Source organism: Cognatiluteimonas weifangensis (assembly GCF_003416885.1).
GTDB classification, from domain to species: Bacteria; Pseudomonadota; Gammaproteobacteria; order Xanthomonadales; family Xanthomonadaceae; genus Cognatiluteimonas; species Cognatiluteimonas weifangensis.
Window position 1 is genome coordinate 98,522 of sequence record NZ_QVPD01000008.1, and the last position, 19,517, is coordinate 118,038.

Sequence of the window (19,517 nt, forward strand, 5' to 3'; positions counted from 1 at the left end):
GCATGAGGCTCCGGCTGCGATTGTTGTGGCTCATCCTCTCGTCGTTGTGGCGCAGGCCGCTCGGGGTGCTCGACGACTCGATCCTGTCGTTCCTGGTATTGCCGAACGACATCGACGTTACCAAGCTTACCGACGACCGCTACGCGGCAATCATGGACCTGGGCCGGCTCGACCTCGCGCTGCGGACGGGCCTTGCAGGGGCCATGATCCGGCGCAAATGGGCGCCGCTGGCCAGTTTTGCCACGATCAGGTTCCGTTACCCGCTCAGGGCATTCCAGCGCTATGCGCTGCGGACCCGGATCATCTACTGGGATGACGGCGCGTTCTGCTTCAGGCAGACGTTCGAGCGCAATGGCAGGACGCTGGCCACGGGATACGTGAACGCGACCCTGCTTGGCCCGACCGGCCCGGTCTCCCCGGACGAGATCCTTGCTGCGGGTCGTGGACCGGTGGCGCGACCGGACAAGCCGGAGATCGTGTCCCGCCTGCAGGAACTAGACGCGCTGATCCACGCCGGGCAAAGACAGGTGCGTGCACCGGACCGGCGCACGGCGGACAACGCTGCGTCGCACCGGGGTAGCGTCGCCGGCACGGGGCATGATCGTTCCCGCGGCTGATCCTGACTATTCCGGGTCGTAGTCCAGGTTGGACGCCAGCAGCCGCTCGGCCTGCTGCAGCGACACGCCCTTGCGCCGGGCGTAGTCGGCCACCTGCTCCCGCGATACCCGCCCGACCACGAAGTACTGGCTGCGCGGATGGCTGAAGTAATAGCCCGACACGCTCGCGGCCGGGTACATCGCGAAGTGGTCGGTCAGGGTGATGCCGGCGTTGGCGGTGGCGTCCAGCAGGCGGAACAGGGTCGCCTTCTCGCTGTGCTCGGGGCAGGCGGGATAGCCCGGCGCCGGGCGGATGCCGCGGTAGGCTTCGGCGATCAGCGCCGCCGCGTCCAGGTCCTCGTCGGCGGCGAAGCCCCAGATGTCCTTGCGCACGCGCTGGTGGATGCGCTCGGCCAGGGTCTCGGCGAGGCGGTCGGCCAATGCCTTGAGCAGGATCGCGTTGTAGTCGTCGTGGTCGGCCTGGAAACGGGCGATGTGCGGCTCGATGCCGAGGCCGGCGGTGACCGCGAACGCACCGATCCAGTCGCGGCGGCCGCTGTCGCGCGGGGCGATGAAGTCGGCCAGGCAGAAGTCCGGGCGCTCGGCCGGCTTGTCGACCTGCTGGCGCAGGAAATGCAGCACGACCGTGCCGGCGGGGTCGCCGGGCGCGCCGCCGGCCGCCGCGTCGACCACCACGTCGTCGCCGACGCTGTGGGCCGGCCACAGCCCGACCACGGCGCGCGCCGTCAGCCACTTTTCCGCGACGATGCGTCCGAGCATCGCCTGCGCGTCGGCGAACAGCTCGCGCGCCTGCGTGCCGACCACGGCGTCGTCGAGGATCGCCGGAAACTTGCCGGCCAGCTCCCAGGCGTTGAAGAACGGGCCCCAGTCGATCAGCCCGACCAGGTCGTCGAGCGGGTAGTCGTCGAAAACGGTGATGCCGGGGCGGTTGGGTTGCGGCGGTACGTACTCGGCCCAGCCGCCGTCGCAGCGCTGGCCGCGGGCGTGTTCCAGCGACACCAGCCGCTTGCCGCCTTCCTTCCTGCGGTGGCGCTCGCGGATCTCGGCGTAGTCGGCCTCGTTGGCGGCGATGAACGGGCCGCGCTGTTCCGGCGAGATCAGCGACTGGGCGACGTTGACCGCGCGCGAGGCGTCCTTGACCCAGATCGTGCCCGCCTTGTAGTGCGGGTCGATCTTCAGCGCGGTGTGCGCGCGCGAGGTGGTGGCGCCGCCGATCAGCAGCGGGATGGTGAAACCCTGGCGCTGCATCTCGCGGGCGACGTGGCCCATCTCCTCCAGCGACGGGGTGATCAACCCGGAGACGCCGATCAGGTCGGCGTTCTCGGCGCGGGCGCGGTCCAGCAGCACCTGCGCCGGCACCATCACCCCCAGGTCGACGACCTCGAAGTTGTTGCACGCCAGCACCACGCCGACGATGTTCTTGCCGATGTCGTGCACGTCGCCCTTGACCGTGGCCATCACGATCTTGCCGTTGGACTTGCCGGTGTCGCCGGTGCGCGCCTTTTCGGCCTCGATGTACGGCAGCAGGTGGGCGACCGCCTTCTTCATCACCCGCGCCGACTTGACCACCTGCGGCAGGAACATCTTGCCGGCGCCGAACAGATCGCCGACCACGTTCATGCCGTCCATCAGCGGGCCTTCGATCACGTCCAGCGGGCGCGCCGCCTGCAGCCGCGCCTCCTCGGTGTCCGCGACCACGTACTGGTCGATGCCGTGCACCAGCGAATGGGTCAGGCGCGCGCGGACGTCGCCCTCGCGCCAGGCCAGGTCCTCGGCTTTCTTCTCGCCTTTTTTGCCCTTGTAGCGCTCGGCGATCTGCAGCAGGCGTTCGGTGCCGTCGGCGCGGCGGTTGAGCACCACGTCCTCGACCCGTTCGCGCAGCTCCGGGTCCAGGTCGTCGTACAGCGGCAGCGCGCCGGCGTTGACGATGCCCATGTCCATGCCGGCGCGGATCGCGTGGTACAGGAACACCACGTGGATGGCCTGGCGCACCGGCTCGTTGCCGCGGAACGAGAACGACACGTTGGAGACGCCGCCGGAAATGTGGCACAGCGGAAAGCGCCGGCGCAGCTCGCGCGCGGCCTCGATGAAGGCGACCGCGTAGTCGTCGTGCTCCTCGATGCCGGTGGCGATGGCGAACACGTTGGGGTCGAAGACGATGTCCTCGGGCGGGAAGCCGGCCTGGCGGGTGAGCAGCTCGTAGGCGCGGGCGCAGATCGCCACCTTGCGCGCCGCGGTGCCGGCCTGGCCTTCCTCGTCGAAGGCCATCACCACCACCGCCGCGCCGTAGCGTCGCACCAGCCGCGCCTGGCGCAGGAACTCGGCCTCGCCTTCCTTCATCGAGATCGAGTTGACGATGCCCTTGCCCTGCAGGCACTTGAGCCCGGCCTCGATCACGTCCCATTTGGAGGAGTCGACCATCACCGGGACCTTGGCGATGTCGGGTTCGGCGGCGATCAGGTTGAGGAAGCGCACCATCGCCTGCGCCGAATCGAGCATGCCCTCGTCCATGTTGACGTCGAGCACCTGGGCGCCGTTTTCCACCTGCTGCCGCGCCACCGCCACCGCCTCGTCGTAGCGGTCCTCCAGGATCAGCTTCTTGAATTTCGCCGAGCCGGTGACGTTGGTGCGCTCGCCGACGTTGACGAAATTGGACTCGGGCGTGATCAGCAGCGGTTCCAGGCCGCTGAGCCGGGTATAGCGGGGGAGGGTGCTCATGCGGCCGCCTCCAGTTGCGGCAGCGCCCGCGGCGGCAGCCCGCGCACGGCCTCGGCGATCGCGGCGATGTGCGCGGGCGTGGTGCCGCAGCAGCCGCCGACCAGGTTCAGCAGCCCGGCCGCGGCGAACACGTGCAGCACGCCGGCCATGTCCTCCGGGGTTTCGTCGTAGCCGCCGAAGGCATTGGGCAGGCCGGCGTTGGGATGGGTGCTGACGGCCACGTCCGCGATCCGGGCGAGGACGTCGATGTGCGGGCGCAGGTCGCGGGCGCCGAGTGCGCAGTTGAGCCCGATCGACAGCGGCCGCGCGTGCCGCAGCGAGTACCAGAACGCCTCCGCGGTCTGTCCCGACAGGGTGCGGCCGGAGGCATCGGTGATGGTGCCGGAAATCATCACCGGCAGCCGCCCGCCGGCGGCGGCGAAAGCGTCGTCGATGGCGAACAGCGCAGCCTTGGCGTTGAGCGTGTCGAAGACCGTCTCCACCATCAGCACGTCGGCGCCGCCCTCGATCAGTCCGCCGGCGGCCTCGCGGTAGGCGTCGGCCAGCTGGTCGAACGACGTCGCGCGAAAGCCGGGACGGTTGACGTCCGGGCTCAGCGACGCGGTGCGGCTGGTCGGCCCGAGCACGCCGATTACGAAGTGCGGCTTGTCCGGCGTCCGCGCCCCGGCGGCGTCGCAGGCCGCGCGCGCGAGCTTCGCGCCTTCGCGGTTCAGTTCGCGCACCAGATGCGTCAGGTGGTAATCCGCCAGCGAGATCGCGGTGGAGTTGAAGGTGTTGGTCTCGACCAGATCGGCGCCGGCGGCCAGGTAGGCGTCGTGGATGCCGCGGATCAGGTCGGGGCGGGTCAGGGTCAGCAGGTCGTTGTTGCCGCGCTGGTCGTGCGCCTGGCAGCCGCAGCCCGGGCCGTGGGTGTGGCTCGCCTCGGGCGCGAACAGCGCGTCGTAGCCCTGGGCGAAGCGTTCGCCGCGGTAATCGGCTTCCTGCAACTCGTGGCGCTGGATCATGGTGCCCATGGCGCCGTCGATGACCAGGATGCGCTGCGCCAGCGCCGACTGCAGCGCGGCGACGCGTCCCGGGTGCAGCCAGGGCAGGGCGTCGGCGGCGGTCACGGCTTCACCCCGATCAGCGAGATGACCTCGAAATGCGGCGGGCGTTTTTCGCGGGTGACGGTTTCGCAGCTGGTCACCTGCAACCCGGCCCGGGCCGCGAACCGGCGCAGTTCCTTGGCGCCGAAGCCGAGGTTGCTATGGCCGTAGGCCTCCACCGCCGCGCGGTGCTCGTGCCGGGCCAGGCTCGACAGCAGCAGGCGGCCGCCGGGCCGCAGCGTGCGCGCGGCTTCGGCCACCGCCTGCGCCGGCTTGGCGGCGTAGGTCAGCGCGTGCATCAGCACCACCAGGTCGAAGCTGGCGTCGGCGAAGGGCAGGGCATGCATGTCGCCCTCGTGCACTTCCACGTTGGCGAAGCGGCGCAGGCGCTCGGTGGCCGCCGCGACCACGCGCGCGCTGGCGTCCACGCAGACGTAGCGGTGCGCGTGCGGCGCCAGCAGCTCGGCCAGCACGCCGTCGCCGGAAGCGATGTCGAGCACGTCGCCGGGTTCCAGCAGCGGCAGCGCCGAGCGCGCCAGCGCCTCCCAGGTGCGGCCGGGCGAGTAGTGGCGCTCCATGTCGCCGGCGACCGAGTCGGCCCAGTTCTGGTCGGCGGCACGGGTGGCCAGCACCGCGGGCACGCGCTCGGCGTCCTGGCGCAGCAGCGGGTCGTCGCTGCCGGCGCTGATGGATTGCCACAGCGCACGCTGCGCCGGGTCCAGCGCCGCGTCGTCGAAGCGGTAGTAGGCCGAGACCCCGGCGCGGCGATCGCGCACCAGCCCGGCCTCCTTGAGCCTGGCCAGGTGGGTGGACACCCGCGGCTGGGCCAGCCGGGTGATCGCGGACAGTTCGGCGACGGTGAGTTCCTCGCCTTCCAGCAGCGCCAGCAGGCGCACGCGGGTGGCGTCGGCGAATACCTTGAGCCGGTTCGACCAGCCTTCCAGATCCATCATATCTTTCCATCGCGATTCAAGGATATGAGTCTCTGCCGATGCCGCGCCGCGGTCAAGCGCGGCGCGGCGGGCGCCGCGGACGGGTTCGGTTCTTGCGCGCACGCCGGTACAATTGCGCTTCCCGTTCCGTCCGAGGTGCGCCGCGTGGATTTCCGCTTCACCGAAGAGCAGTTGCTGATCCAGGACGTGGCCCGGCGCATCGCCCGGGACAAGATCGCGCCCAGTGCCGAGCACCACGACCGGACCGGCGAGTTCCCGCTGGACAACATCCGCCTGCTCGGCGAGAACGGGCTGATGGGGATCGAGGTGCCGGCCGAATACGGCGGCGCCGGGATGGATTCGATCGCCTACGTGCTGGCGATGGTCGAGATCGCCGCGGCCGATGCCGCCCACTCCACCATCATGTCGGTCAACAACTCGCTGTTCTGCAACGGCATCCTGACCCACGGCAGCGAGGCGCAGAAGCAGAAGTACGTGCGCGAGATCGCCGAAGGCAAGGAGATCGGCGCCTTCGCCCTGACCGAGCCGCAGTCCGGCTCCGACGCCACCGCCATGCGCTGCCGCGCCGTCAAGCAGGCCGATGGCAGCTTCGTGGTCAACGGCAAGAAGAGCTGGATCACTTCCGGCCCGGTGGCCAAATACATCGTGCTGTTCGCGATGACCGATCCCGACCAGGGCGCGCGCGGCATCACCGCGTTCCTGATCGACACCGCCCGCGACGGGTTCCACCGCGGCAAGACCGAGCCCAAGCTCGGCATCCGCGCCTCGGCCACCTGCGAGATCGAATTCGCCGATTACGTGGTCCGGCCCGACGAGGTGCTGGGCGCGGAAGGCCAGGGCTTCAAGATCGCGATGGGCGTGCTCGACGCCGGCCGCATCGGCATCGCCAGCCAGGCGATCGGCATTGCCCGCGCCGCCTACGAGGCGACCCTGGCCTACGTGCGCGAGCGCAAGGCCTTCGGCCAGCCGATCGGCGCGTTCCAGATGACCCAGGCCAAGATCGCCGACATGAAGTGCAAGCTCGACGCGGCGACGCTGCTGACCCTGCGCGCGGCCTGGCTCAAGGGCCAGGGGCAGAAGTTCAGCACCGAGGCCGCGGTCGCCAAGCTGACCGCCTCCGAGGCGGCGATGTGGATCGCCCACCAGGCGCTGCAGATCCACGGCGGCATGGGTTACTCCAAGGAAATGCCGATCGAGCGCTACTTCCGCGACGCCAAGATCACCGAGATCTACGAGGGCACCAGCGAGATCCAGCGCATGGTCATCGCCCGCAACGAGACCGGGCTGCGCTGAGATGCGCCAGTCCGTCGCCGCCCCCGCCTGCGATGCCCTGCGCGACGGCCGCCGTGCCGCGCGCCGTCGCGACGACATTCCGATTTCCGACCGTGGCGCCCGCGTGCGCCGCGCCGACACCCGTTCCCTCTGACCCTCGACCCTTCCGGCCCGTGCGCAAGCGCGGGCCTCTCTCTATCCGGACATCACGTTCCCCATGAATACTCCACGCAAGGCCGCCGTCGCCAAGGCTTCCCGCAACCCGCGCGCCGCCGCCGACACCGTCTCCCTGGATCCGATTCTCGCCGCGCTGCGCAAGCGCGTGCCCAAGGCGCAGCAGGCGCTGGCCGAGGCGTTCGCCCGCGCCTTCTATCGCCGGTTGTCGGCCGAGGAAGCGACCCAGCACGGCGCCGAGGGCTGGGCGCAGCTGGCCCTGGATTTCCTGGAGCTGGCGCGCAAGCGCAAGCGCGGCGCCGCCGCGGTGCGTGTGTTCAACGCCAGCATGCAGCAGCACGGCTGGGAATCGCCGCACACGGTGCTGCAGGTCGTCAACGACGACATGCCGTTCCTGGTCGACTCGGTAACCATGGCGCTGGCCGACCAGGGCATCGGCGTGCACGTGCTCGGGCATCCGGTGGTGGCGATCGAGCGCGACCGCGCCGGCAAGCTGCTGGCGGCGGGTGCGGACGCGCGCGGCAAGGGCCGCGACGAGTCCTTCATGCACCTGGAAATCGACCGCCAGACCACGGCGGAAATGGCCGCCATCGAGCGTACGGTCCACACCGTGCTCGAGGACGTGCGCGCGATCGTCGACGACTGGGCGAAGATGCGCGACAAGATGCTGGCGATCGCCGACGAGCTGCCCGCACGCCGGATGCCGGTGTCCGAGGCCGGCCGCACCGAAGCGCAGGAATTCCTGCGCTGGGCCGCCGACAACCACTTCACCTTCCTCGGCTACCGCGAATACGACGTGGTCAAGAAGGGCGGCAGCGAGCTGCTGTATCCGGTCGAATCCTCGGGCCTGGGCCTGCTGCGCGGCAAGGACGCCGGCAAGCCGCGCGACCTCAAGACCCTGGCGGCGCACTACATGCCGCAGTCCGGGTCGGTGGACGCGCTGATCCTGACCAAGACCAACGCCCGCGCCACCGTGCATCGGCCCGGCTACATGGACTACATCGGCGTGCTCAAGTTCGACGCCAAGGGCATGCCGGTGGCCGAGCAGCGCTTCCTCGGCCTGTACACCTCCAGCGCCTACAGCCGTCGCCCGTGGGAGATCCCGCTGGTGCGCGAGCGCCACGAGTACGTGATGCGCCAGTCCGGACTGGCCCCGACCGGGCATAGCGGCAAGGCGCTGCGCCATATCCTGGAGACCCTGCCGCGCGACGAGCTGTTCCAGTCCACCGAAGAGGAATTGCTGCGCACCGCCACCGGCATCCTCGGCCTGCAGGAACGGGTGCACAGCAAGCTGTTCCTGCGCCGCGACCGTTACGGCCGCTTCTGGTCGGCGCTGGTCTACATCCCGCGCGACCGCTTCAACACCGAGGTGCGCCGCCGCATCGAGCGGATGCTCAAGCGCGCGCTCCACGGCGAGAGCATCGACACCACGGTGCAGGTGGGCGAGTCGCCGCTGGCGCAGTTGCACCTGATCGTGCGGCCCAGGGCCGGCGAGGCGGTCTCGGTCGACGCCCCGGCGCTGGAAGACAAGCTCGCGCAGATCGTGCGCAACTGGCAGGACGACCTGCGCGAGGAACTGGTCGCCCGGCACGGCGAGGAGCGCGGCCTCAAGCTCGCCCACCGCTACGGCCGCGCGCTGCCGGCCGGTTACATCGAGCAGGCCACCCCGGCGATCGCCGCCGCCGACGTGCAGTGCCTGGCTTCGCTCAGCGGGCCCGACGACCTGCGCGTGAGCCTGTACCGCCCGCAGCACGCCGAAGGCGGCCTGCGGCTCAAGTTCTACCGCCCCGGCCACGACATCCCGCTGTCGGAGGCGCTGCCGATGATGGAGAACATGGGCCTGCGGGTGATCACCGAGCACCCCTACCGGATCGAGATCCCCGGCAAGGATGGCGACAGCGTCGCCTGGATCCAGGATTTCGAGGTCGAGGCCGCGCGCGCGGACCTGGACGTGGACAGCCTCGACGAGTCCTTCGAGGAGGCGTTCCGGCAACTGTGGCGCGGGCAGGCCGAGAACGACGGCTTCAACCGCCTGATCCTCGGCGCCGGCCTGACCTGGCGCCAGGTGGCGGTGCTGCGCGCCTACGGCAAGTACCTGCAGCAGGTCGGGGTGCCGTTCTCGCAGAGCTACGTCGAGGAAACCTTCAACCGCTATCCGCTGCTGGCGCGGTTGCTGGTGGAACTGTTCGAGGCGCGCTTCGACCCGGCCACGGGCAGCGAGCCCAAGGCCGAGATCAAGCGCGGCAAGCAGGCGCTGGAGCGGCAGTTCCAGGCGCTGGTGGGCGGCGAGCCGGCCACCCTGGCGATCCTGCAGGCGGTGCTCGACGCCCGCGACGGCGACCGCGAGCGCCAGATCGAAGCCACCCGCGCGGCCCTGCTCGGGTTGATGGACCGCGTCGCCAGCCTCGACCAGGACCGCATCATGCGCAGCTTCATCGGCGTGATCGACGCGACCCTGCGCACCAGCTACTACATCGACTACCGCGACGGCCTGCGCAAGGACGGCGGCCCGGCCGACTACATCGCCTTCAAGCTCGATTCGGGCAAGGTGCCCGACCTGCCCAAGCCGCGGCCGTACCGCGAGATCTGGGTCTGCGGGCCGCGCGTGGAAGGCGTGCACCTGCGCTTCGGCCCGGTCGCGCGCGGCGGCCTGCGCTGGTCGGATCGCCGCGAGGACTTCCGCACCGAGGTGCTGGGCCTGGTCAAGGCGCAGATGGTGAAAAACACCGTGATCGTGCCGGTCGGCTCCAAGGGCGGCTTCTTCTGCAAGCAGCTGCCGAGCCCGGCGACCGACCGCGACGCCTGGCTGGCCGAAGGCAAGGAATGCTACCGCCGCTTCATCAACGGCCTGCTCGACGTCACCGACAACCTGGTCGACGGCAAGGTCGTGCACCCGGCCAACGTGGTGCGCCACGACGGCGACGATCCGTACCTGGTGGTCGCCGCCGACAAGGGCACGGCGAGCTTCTCCGATATCGCCAACGGCATCGCCCAGGCGCACGGTTACTGGCTCGACGACGCGTTCGCCTCCGGTGGTTCGGTCGGCTACGACCACAAGGGCATGGGCATCACCGCGCGCGGCGCCTGGGAGTCGGTCAAGCGCCACTTCCGCGCGCTGGGGCGAGACTGCCAGAAGCAGGATTTCACCGCGGTCGGCATCGGCGACATGTCCGGCGACGTGTTCGGCAACGGCATGCAGCTGTCGCGGCACCTGCGGTTGCTGGCCGCGTTCGACCACCGCCACATCTTCCTGGACCCGGATCCGGACGCGGCGCGGTCGCTGAAGGAGCGCCAGCGCCTGTTCAAGCTGCCGCGTTCCTCGTGGGCGGACTACGATGCCAAGCTGATCAGCAAGGGCGGCGGCGTGTATCCGCGCAGCGCCAAGTCGATCGCGTTGACGCCGCAGGTCAAGGCCGCGCTCGGCATCGACGCCGGGGCGGCCGCGATGACCCCGGCCGAGCTGATGAGCGCGATCCTCAAGGCGCCGGTCGACCTGCTCTGGAACGGCGGCATCGGCACCTACGTCAAGAGCTCGGCCGAGAGCAACCTCGCCGTCGGCGACCGCGCCAACAACGCCCTGCGCGTGGACGGCCGCGACCTGCGCTGCAGGATCGTCGGCGAGGGCGGCAACCTCGGCATGACCCAGCTCGGCCGCATCGAGGCCGCGCAGCAGGGCGTGCTGCTCAACACCGACTTCATCGACAACTCCGCCGGCGTGGACACCTCCGACCACGAGGTCAACATCAAGATCCTGCTCAACGGCGAGGTCCAGCGCGGCAAGCTCAAGCTGGCCGACCGCAACAAGCTGCTGGCGTCGATGACCGACGAGGTCGCCGCGCTGGTGCTCAACGACAACTACCGCCAGAACCAGGCGATCAGCCTGATGCAGCGGATGAGCGTCGCCCGGCTGGGGTCCAAGCAGCATTTCATCCGCACGCTGGAATCGCAGGGCCTGCTCGACCGCCAGATCGAGTATCTGCCGTCCGACGCCGAGTTCGCCGAGCGCAAGGCGCGCGGCCAGGGCCTGACCCGGCCGGAGCTGGCGGTGCTGCTGTCGTACTCCAAGCTGGTCGCGTTCCAGCAGCTGCTGGAGTCGGACGTGCCGGAAGACCCGTACCTGTCCAAGGAGCTGGTGCGCTACTTCCCCGAGCCGCTGCAGAAGAAATACGCCGCGGCGATGCAGGGCCACCGCCTGAAGCGCGAGATCATCGCCACCGCGGTCACCAACTCCACCATCAACCGCATGGGCGCCACCTTCCTGCTGCGCATGCAGGAGGACAGCGGCCGCACCCCGGGCGAAGTCGCCAAGGCCTTCACCATCACCCGCGAGACGCTCGACGCGCGTGCGCTGTGGGCGCGGATCGACGCCCTCGACGGCAAGGTGCACGAGTCGGCGCAGGTCGACGCCCTGCAGGTGATCTGGACGCTGCAGCGCTCCTTCACCCGCTGGCTGCTGTCGCGTCCGGGCGCGATTCCCGACATCACCTCGGCGGTGGAGCGCTACCGCGGCGGCTTCGAGGACATCCGCGCCGGCGAGGCGATCCTGCCGGTGTCGATGCGTCCGGCCTACGAGGCCAGCATCGGCGACTGGAAGGCCAAGAGCATGCCGGCCGACCTCGGCGAACAGCTCGCCGCGCTGCCGTACCTGGAGCCGTGCTGCGACATCATCGAGCTGGCGCGCGAGCGCAAGCTGCGCCCGATCGAGGTCGCCAAGGTGCACTTCCGCCTCGGCGACGCGCTCAACCTGCCGTGGCTGCAGGCGCAGATCGACGCGCTCGCGGTGGACGGCCGCTGGCACGCGGTCGCCCGCGGCGTGCTGCGCGACGAGCTGGCCGCGCAGCAGCGCGCGCTGGTGGCGCAGGTGCTGGCGATGCCCGGGGCCAGCGCGGACGCCCGGGTCGCGCGCTGGCTGCAGCGCGACGACGCCTCGCTGCGCTTCACCCTGGCGATGCTCAACGAGCTGGCGGCGCAGAAGGCGATGGATTACCCGACCGCGTCGGTCGCGGTGCAGCGCCTGTCGCAGCTGGCCTCGCGCGGCTGACGTACTGCGGCGACCCGCACGTCGCAAGTGCTGGATCGACGCCGCTCCGCCGGCCCCTCATCCGCCTTCGGCACCTTCTCCCCGCTTGCGGGGAGAAGGCCAAGGTGTGACGACGCCATCGCCCGCGGGGAATGGCCATGGAGCGAGTGTTCCCTCTCCCCGCTTGCGGGGAGAGGGACAGGTTCGCGGAGCGAACCGGGGTGAGGGGTGCCGCTTTTGCGCGCGGCCGGTGCGTCGCACCTGTCGGGCAGTCGCTCCGCTGACCCCTCATCCGCCTGCGGCACTACTCCCCGCGAGCGGGGAGTAGGGAACGGCGGTTCGCGGGCCTCGGCGTCTGGGGGCGGGCCATTCCCTCTCCCTGCTTGCGGAGGGGGCCGCTGCGCGCGGCGAAGCAGGGTGAGGGATGCGTGGCGGTCCGCGGTATCCTCGTCCCGACCCGTGCCAAGGAGCGTCCCGCGTCCATGAGCCAGCCCGCGCACCAGATTCCGGCGCAGCCGCGCATCGCGTTCCTCGCCAGCGCCGTCGACGGCGCCCGGACGGCGCTGGACACGCTGCAGCGCGCGCACGGCCAGGCCGCACCGGAAGACGCCGACGTGCTGGTCGCCCTCGGCGGCGACGGCTTCATGCTGCAGACCCTGCACCGCCACGGCGCGCTCGGCAAACCCGTGTACGGCATGAAGCTCGGCAGCGTCGGCTTCCTGATGAACCACTACCGCGACGACGCATTGCTCGAGCGCCTGCACGCTGCCGAGCCGGCGGTGCTGCGGCCGCTGGAGATGCTGGCCCTGACCGAATCGGGCACCAGCACCGGTTCGCTGGCCTACAACGAGGTCTCGCTGCTGCGGCAGACGCGGCAGGCCGCGCACGTGGCCATCGACCTCAACGGCAAGCCGCGGCTGGACGAGCTGATCTGCGACGGGGTGATGGTCGCGACCGCCGCCGGCAGTACCGCCTACAACTATTCCGCGCACGGCCCGATCCTGCCGCTGGGCTCCAGCGTGATCGCGCTGACGCCGATCGCCGCGTTCCGGCCGCGGCGCTGGCGCGGCGCGCTGCTCAAGGCCGACACCGAAGTGCGCTTCCGCGTGCTCGATCCCTACAAGCGCCCGGTCAGTGCCACCGCCGACTCGCACGAGGTGCGCGACGTGGTCGAGGTCACCATCCGCGAGTCCCGCGACCGCACCGTGACCCTGCTGTTCGATCCCGAGCACAACCTCGAGGAGCGGATCCTGGCCGAGCAGTTCGTGGCCTGACGTCGCGGTCGGACCGGCGGCCTCGGCACGCCGCGATCGCGGTCCCGGCAACGGAAACCGTGCGGGTTGCCGCGGCGGCGCGGCGGCCGCGCGCGGCTCCGGCCCTGCCGCGGCAGGGCGCACTGCCGGCGGATGCGGTTCACGCTGAATGCGGCGGGTGCGCCCGTGTGCCGGCCTGGATCCGCGACTGCCGCCTTCGATGCCGATGCGCACCCGTCGACCGGGAACCGGCCCGTTTCCTGCTCGGGGTGTTGCCGGCCTCGAGGCCGCGCGTCTCACGCCGTGGGACCGGCAGGCGCCATACTCGGCTCATGCCGACGCCCGTCGCCCCACCCAGTCCGCTGACCGTCGCGATTTCCTCGCGGGCGCTGTTCGATCTCGAGGACAGCCACGAGCTGTTCGAGCGCGAAGGCATCGCCGCCTACCAGGCCTATCAGCGCGAGCGCGAGGACCAGGTGCTGGCGCCGGGGATCGCCTTCGCGCTGGTGCGCAAGCTGCTGGCGTTGAACGCCGCCGCGCCGGTCGGCGCGGACGGCCTGGCGACGCCGCGGGTGGAAGTGATCCTGCTGTCGCGCAATTCCTCCGACACCGGATTGCGGATCTTCAACTCGATCCAGCACCACGGCCTGGACATCCGCCGCGCCACCTTCACCTCCGGCGCGCCGACCTGGCCCTACATCAAGCCGTTCGGCGCCGACCTGTTCCTGTCCGCCAATCCCGAATCGGTGCGCCGCGCACTGGAGCACGGGGTTGCCGCCGCCACCATCCTCCCCGCCGCCGCGGCCACGGACGCCGCGCGGGCGGCGCAACGCGACCAGCTGCGGATCGCCTTCGACGGCGACGCGGTGATCTTCGGCGACGAGAGCGAGCGGGTCTCGCGCGAGCAGGGCGTGGAAGCGTTCGGCCGGCACGAGCGCGAGCGCGCCCGCGAGCCGTTGTCGGGCGGGCCGTTCCGCGGTTTCCTCGACGCGCTGCACCGGTTGCAGGCGGCGTTCCCGCCGGGCGAGGACGCGCCGATCCGCACCGCGCTGGTCACCGCGCGCTCGGCGCCGGCGCACGAGCGGGTGATCCGCACCCTGCGCGAGTGGGGCGTGCGCCTGGACGAGGCGCTGTTCCTGGGGGGGCGCGACAAGGGGCCGTTCCTGGAGGCGTTCGGCGCCGACATCTTCTTCGACGATTCCGAGCACAACATCGCCTCGGCGCGCGATCACGTCGCCGCCGGACACGTGCCGCACGGGGTCGCCAACGCCTGAGGCGCGGCGGGACCCGCGTCAGCCGCCGCGCAGGCGCACCGGCACCCGCGCGGCATCCGCGCCTTCGGTGAAGGCGAGCACGTGCCGGCCGCTGCGCTGGAACAGCAGGTCGACGCTGTACCCGCCCACCGCCAGGCCGCGCAACGCGACCTGATCCACGCCCAGCGGCAACCGCGGGCGATCGATGCGGATCTCGCCGCTGCCGCCGTCGATCTCCACCCCCAGGCAGGCCTGCAGCAGCATGAACGCGGCGCCCGCCGCCCAGGCCTGCGGCAGGCACGCGACCGGGTAGGACACCGGCATCGCCCCGTGCTTGCGCGGGAAACCGCAGAACAGCTCCGGCAGCCGCATCTCGAAGTGGATCGCGGCTTCGGACATCGCCCGCAGCAGCCGCAACGCGCCATCGCGGTCGATGCGGGCGATCCCGGCCGCGCACAGCGCGGTGTCGTGCGGCCAGACCGAGCCGTTGTGGTAGGACATCGGATTGAAGCGCGCCTCGCCGACGGCCAGCGTGCGCAGGCCCCAGCCGCTGGCGAACGCCGGCGCGAGCAACTGCGCAGCCACCTGCGCCGCGCGTTCCGGCGCCGGCAGGCCCACGTACAGCAGATGCCCGGGATTGCTGGCGCGGACCCGGCACAGCGCGCCCTCGCCGTCGACGGCGATGCCGTAGTACCCGCGCTCGGGCATCCAGAAGCGCTCCTCCACTGCCGTCTGCAGCCGTGCCGCACGCGCCTGCCAGCGGGCGGCGTCGGCGTCGTCGCCGCGGCGCACGGCCAGCGCCGCCATCGCCTGCAGCGCGGCGAACGCGTAGCCCTGCACTTCGACCAGCGCGATCGGGCCTTCGGCGAGGCGGCCGTCGGCGTGGAACACCGAGTCGTGACTGTCCTTCCAGCCCTGGTTGGCCAGGCCGCTGCTGCGCCCGCGCGAGTAATCCAGCAGCCCGTAGGGGTTGGCGTCGCAGACGCGTTCGATCCACGCCGTCGCCGCGCACAGCGCCGGCCACAGGCTGTCGATGAAGGCCAGGTCGCCGCTGCGGCGGGCATAGGCGCCGGCCAGCAGTACGAACAGCGGCGTGGTGTCGACGCCACCGTAGTACAGGCCGAAGGGTAGCTCGCGCAGTGCGGCCATCTCGCCCTTGCGGGTCTCGTGCAGGATCTTGCCCGGCGCCGAATCCAGGAATGCCGACGCGTCCCGCGCCTGGTGGTCGGCGAGGAAGGCGAGCACGCCGCGCGCCATTCCCGGGTTGAGCCACAGCACCTGCAGCGCGGTGATCACCGCGTCGCGCCCGAACGGGGTGGAGAACCACGGGATGCCGGCGTAAGGGTAGGGACCGGTGGACAGGTCGCTGGTCAGCAGCGCCAGGTCGGCGCGCGAGCGCTGCAGCCAGTCGGAGAACAGTGGCCCGGCGCTGCGCACGCGCGCGCCGCGCCGCTGCCGTGCCCGCATCCGCCGGCGCGCGTGGGCGGCCGCGTCGCGGTAGCGGGACAGCGTCGGCGGCTCGTGCGGCACCAGCCCGACTTCGATGAACAATTCGTCCGTGGCTCCGGGCGCGAGTTCCAGCAGGAACTCCACGCCGTCGGCGTCGAGCCGCGCGGGCCGGCGCGAGAAGGTGATCGCCGACTCGCGCACGCGCCCGTCCAGGCCGCGATAGCCGAACACCAGGCCAGCGGCGTCGACCCGGGTCGGCAGCATCTCGCCGCGGGCCGCGCGCACGCTGCCGCGGACCTCGAACATGTCGCGGAAGTCGGCGCCGTAGCCGATCTGCAGCGGCACCCGTGCCGGCTGCAGCCCGTAGTTGCGCACGCACAGGCGCTCGTACAGGCGGTTGCCGCTGAGAAAGCGCGTGCGCGCCACGTGCAGCAGGCCCGACGGCATCGCCCCGATCCCCAGCGGCGGCAACGGGCGGTTGGTCAGGTGGGCGACGAAGAACACGTTGTCGCGGGTGACCGCGGCGCTGAGCATCTCCGGCCGCGCGCCGGCGATGCGCAGACGGCACAGCGACAACAGCCGGGTGTCGTCGTGGAACAGGCCGTCGCTGTCGCCCTCGATGTCGCCGTAGGCGTTGGCGACCAGGAAGCTGTCGCCGTCCTTGAGTACGTGGGTGGTGAAGGAGGCGGCGGTGGCCGCCGGTTGCACGTCGGCCATCATGGTCAGGCGCTGCGCCGGAGGGTGAGGGCGCGGCCGGGGTGCGGTCGGGCGTAGAGCGCCTCGTAGCCGCGCGCCATCGCCGCGGCGGAAAAACGGCGCTCGAACACCGCGCGGATGCGGCGGCGGTCGTAGCCGGCGACTTCCGCCACCGCGGCGACCGCCGCGGCGTGCGAATCCACCACCCGTCCGGTGACGCCGTCGTCCACCACCTCCGGCACCGAGCCGCAGCGCCACGCCACCACCGGCGTGCCGCAGGCCATCGCCTCGATCATCACCAGGCCGAACGGCTCCGGCCAGTCGATCGGGAACAGCAGCGCGCGCGCGCCACCGAGAAAGCGCGACTTGTCGGTGTCGCCGATCTCGCCGACGAACTCCACCAGCGGATCGTCCAGCAGCGGCGCGATCTTGTCGTGGAAATAGGCGCGGTCGGCGGCGTCGACCTTGGCCGCGATCTTCAGCGGCAGGCCGGCGGCGCGGGCGATCGCGATCGCGCGGTCGGGGCGCTTTTCCGGCGAGATGCGACCGAGGAAGGCGAGGTAGTCGCCGCCGGCGGGGCTGAAGCGGTAGAGGTCGTCCGGCAGGCCGTGGTAGACGGTGCCGCGCCAGTTGGCGAAGCGCAGCGGCCGGCGCTGGTGGTCGGAGATCGAGACCAGCGGAAAGTGCGGCCAGCGCAGGTAGGCGCTGGCCAGGTCCTGCAGGTCCAGACGCCCGTGCAGGGTGGTCAGGGTGCGCTCGGCGCAGTCGTCGAACAGCGGGAAATGCAGCAGGTCGACGTGGAAGTGCAGGACGTCGAACTCGTGCCGGCGCCGGTACACCTCGTGCAGCATCGCCAGGTGCGCGGCCAGGTCGCTCTTCAGCGGCGCCGGATCCAGGCGGATGGCGCGGTCGCGCACCGCGACCAGGCGCGCGCGGGTGCGGGCCTCGGCGGTGGCGAACAGGGTCACCTCGTGGCCGCGGTCCACCAGCGCATCGGTGAGGTGGGCGACGATGCGTTCGGTGCCGCCGTACAGCAGCGGCGGCACCGCCTCGTACAACGGCGCGATCTGGGCAATGCGCATGGCGGCGGCGGCCGGGAGGGGGACCGACGACGCTAGCGTCCGCTGCGTAAATACGGCGTGGCGGCGCGCCTGGTGGCGCCCGCATTCAGCCGCGCGGCGGCCGCGCGCTCACTGCGGCAGGCGCAGATCCGACAGCCGCCAGCGCAGGCCCTGCCGGGTCAGCACGAACACCAGCGGGCGGCCCTCCTGGTCGCGGATGGTGACGGTACAGTGCGACCAGGATTCGTAACGGTAGCGGGCGTCGTGCAGCGGCTCGGGCGCCGGCATTGCCGGGTCGGGTGGCGCGAAGTCGTCGCTGACCTGCTGCCAGAGCTTGCGCCCCTGCATCACTGCCGCCAGCCCCGCTGGCGTGACCATGGCCTCGACTGCGGTGCTGACCGCGCCGGTGGCCAAAGTCAGGCCGAGGGCGGCGAGCGGGTTGGACTGCAGTTCCGGTCCGGCCTCGCGCACCAGGCGGTCGGCGAGTTGAGCCTTGAGGCTGGCGCGCAGGGCCGGGTAGTCGACGTGTTCCGACAGCGCTGCGGCGTCCTGCGCCCGCACCGCGCTGCGGATGTCGCGCACGGTCAGGTACGGCCCGGCAACGATCCAGGCGCCGAACAGCAGCAGGCCGGCGAGCAGCAGCGCGATCCACTTGTGCATGGCGATTCCGGAGGAGGACCCGCGGGCATTGTAGGGGTAGCTTCGACGCGGTCGGGGACAGGCGGCAGCTGCGCTCCATGCCCGCATCCACCTCACGCCCCTTCGACCACCACTACGAGAGCGATGTACGCCGCGATCCTCGCCCCGTCCGGCCCTGGGTTCCGCCACGCCGGCCGACGCCTCGCCCTGCGCGATCGTCCGCCGTCAGAACGCCAGGTCCTGCGCCGCGCACAGGTAATCGACCAGCGGCGCCAGCGCGCGCAGGTCGCGCTCCAGCTGCTGGCGCAGCCGCGGCCCGGTCATGTCTGCGTCCGCGAGCGTGCGGAAGGCGTTGAAGTTGCGCCGCCGCAGGTCGTCGATGAAGGCGAAATCCGCCGGGAAGCCGCGCGGCGGCCGCACCCGCATGTCGTCGCTGCCCAGCACGTAGCGGCGCCGGAACGCCGGCGCGTACACCGCCGCCTGCCAGCTGCCGGGATTGTCGAAGATGAACTGGCGCACGCGCCGCTGGGTGTGGGTTTCCGGATGCCACAGGCCGGCGCCGACGAAACTGGCGCCCGGCTCCAGGTGCAGGTAGAACGACGGCGCCGCCACCTCGCGCCGGCGCTCGTGGAACAGGCGCGCGCCCTGCCAGCCCTTGTACGGCGTCTTGTCGTGGGCGTAACGGGTATCGCGCTGGATCCGGAACAGTGAGCCGCCGACCGGCCGGGGGTCGGCGCGGTAGTGCGGGCTGATCGCCGCCAGCGCCGGCTGCAGGTCGCCGAGCAGGCGCTGGAACGGCGCGCGCACGTGCGCCTCGAACTCGGCCTTGTGCGCATGGAACCAGGCGCGTTCGTTGTGCCGCGCCAGCCCGCGCAGGAACTTGAACGACTTGTCGGAAAAATAGCTGGGCATGGCGCCTATTGTAGGAGAGGCCCATGGAGCGCTCAGACCCGCGTCGGCGGTGCTGTTCTCGGGCCGCCTGGGTTCGAGCCGATGGCGGGAGTCTTCCCCCAAGCGCGGAAACCCCTGCAGAAAACGTGTCCGGCCTGTGAGGCATGCCGTGAGTACAGGCTTCAAGCGCGGGAGCCCCCGTGGGGGAAGCCGGTGGCCGGCCTGTGCGGGACACGCCGTGAATACATGCTCCAAGTGCGGAAACCTCTGCAGAAAACGGTGCCCGGCCTGTGAGGCATGCCGTGGGGATACAGGCTTCAAGCGCGGCAGCTTCCGTGGGGGGAAGCCGGCGGCCCGGCCTGTGCGGGACACGCCGTGAATACGTCCCTGTAGGCTCCTCGGCGGCATCCATGCCGCCGACGGTCCCGCACAGGCC

At 71.1% G+C, this 19,517-nt stretch carries 12 protein-coding genes; 5 read left to right on the forward strand and 7 right to left on the reverse strand.

The features are described 5' to 3' along the window. Positions 1–2 precede the first annotated feature (2 nt). The gene (locus D0Y53_RS08980; protein WP_117202894.1) at positions 3–617 is read left to right on the forward strand and encodes a thioesterase family protein; all 615 of its coding nucleotides are present in this window, start codon (positions 3–5) and stop codon (positions 615–617) included. 6 nt (positions 618–623) lie between these two features. Here the strand turns inward: D0Y53_RS08980 and metH are convergent, their stop codons facing one another. Genes metH through D0Y53_RS08995 form a run of 3 tightly spaced genes read right to left on the reverse strand, consistent with a single transcriptional unit; the run spans position 624 to position 5,370 of the window. Further along, positions 624–3,335 (reverse strand): methionine synthase, encoded by a 2,712-nt coding sequence (gene metH / locus D0Y53_RS08985; protein ID WP_117202895.1) that lies wholly within the window; start codon positions 3,333–3,335, stop codon positions 624–626. Further along, positions 3,332–4,444 carry a homocysteine S-methyltransferase family protein gene (locus D0Y53_RS08990; protein WP_233511726.1) on the reverse strand — a complete coding sequence of 371 codons (1,113 nt, stop codon included), beginning with the start codon at positions 4,442–4,444 and terminating at the stop codon, positions 3,332–3,334. The genes metH and D0Y53_RS08990 overlap by 4 nt, the downstream gene beginning before the upstream one ends. Then, positions 4,441–5,370, reverse strand: coding sequence for an ArsR/SmtB family transcription factor (locus D0Y53_RS08995; protein ID WP_117202905.1), 930 nt, complete (start codon positions 5,368–5,370; stop codon positions 4,441–4,443). Before D0Y53_RS08995 ends, D0Y53_RS08990 begins: the two co-directional genes overlap by 4 nt. A 114-nt stretch (positions 5,371–5,484) precedes the next feature. On the opposite strand from D0Y53_RS08995, the gene D0Y53_RS09000 reads away from it, so the two are divergent. The 4 genes from D0Y53_RS09000 to D0Y53_RS09015 all read left to right on the forward strand — a co-directional run bounded on the left by D0Y53_RS09000 (position 5,485) and on the right by D0Y53_RS09015 (position 14,366). Then, positions 5,485–6,666 carry an acyl-CoA dehydrogenase family protein gene (locus D0Y53_RS09000; protein WP_386724837.1) on the forward strand — a complete coding sequence of 394 codons (1,182 nt, stop codon included), beginning with the start codon at positions 5,485–5,487 and terminating at the stop codon, positions 6,664–6,666. A gap of 196 nt (positions 6,667–6,862) precedes the next feature. Beyond that, entirely contained in the window at positions 6,863–11,860 is a 4,998-nt protein-coding gene (locus tag D0Y53_RS09005) for an NAD-glutamate dehydrogenase (RefSeq protein WP_117202896.1), read from the forward strand. Positions 11,861–12,321: 461 nt separating this feature from the next. After that, entirely contained in the window at positions 12,322–13,113 is a 792-nt protein-coding gene (locus tag D0Y53_RS09010; RefSeq protein ID WP_386724825.1) for an NAD kinase, read from the forward strand. A gap of 311 nt (positions 13,114–13,424) precedes the next feature. Beyond that, entirely contained in the window at positions 13,425–14,366 is a 942-nt protein-coding gene (locus D0Y53_RS09015) for a 5'-nucleotidase (RefSeq protein ID WP_117202897.1), read from the forward strand. Positions 14,367–14,384: 18 nt separating this feature from the next. On the opposite strand, the gene D0Y53_RS09020 is transcribed toward D0Y53_RS09015, so the two are convergent. The 4 genes from D0Y53_RS09020 to D0Y53_RS09035 all read right to left on the reverse strand — a co-directional run bounded on the left by D0Y53_RS09020 (position 14,385) and on the right by D0Y53_RS09035 (position 19,102). Next, positions 14,385–16,511: an amylo-alpha-1,6-glucosidase gene (locus D0Y53_RS09020; RefSeq protein ID WP_117202908.1), complete on the reverse strand. Its 2,127-nt coding sequence runs from the start codon at positions 16,509–16,511 to the stop codon at positions 14,385–14,387. 5 nt (positions 16,512–16,516) lie between these two features. Further along, on the reverse strand, positions 16,517–17,572 hold the full coding sequence (locus D0Y53_RS09025) for a glycosyltransferase family 4 protein (protein ID WP_117202898.1): 1,056 nt from the start codon (positions 17,570–17,572) through the stop codon (positions 16,517–16,519). A 108-nt stretch (positions 17,573–17,680) separates the two neighbouring features. Beyond that, positions 17,681–18,211 (reverse strand): DUF2939 domain-containing protein, encoded by a 531-nt coding sequence (locus tag D0Y53_RS09030; RefSeq protein WP_158550631.1) that lies wholly within the window; start codon positions 18,209–18,211, stop codon positions 17,681–17,683. 204 nt (positions 18,212–18,415) lie between these two features. Continuing rightward, the gene (locus D0Y53_RS09035) at positions 18,416–19,102 is read right to left on the reverse strand and encodes a DUF2461 domain-containing protein (RefSeq protein ID WP_117202900.1); all 687 of its coding nucleotides are present in this window, start codon (positions 19,100–19,102) and stop codon (positions 18,416–18,418) included. Positions 19,103–19,517: the final 415 nt, after the last annotated feature.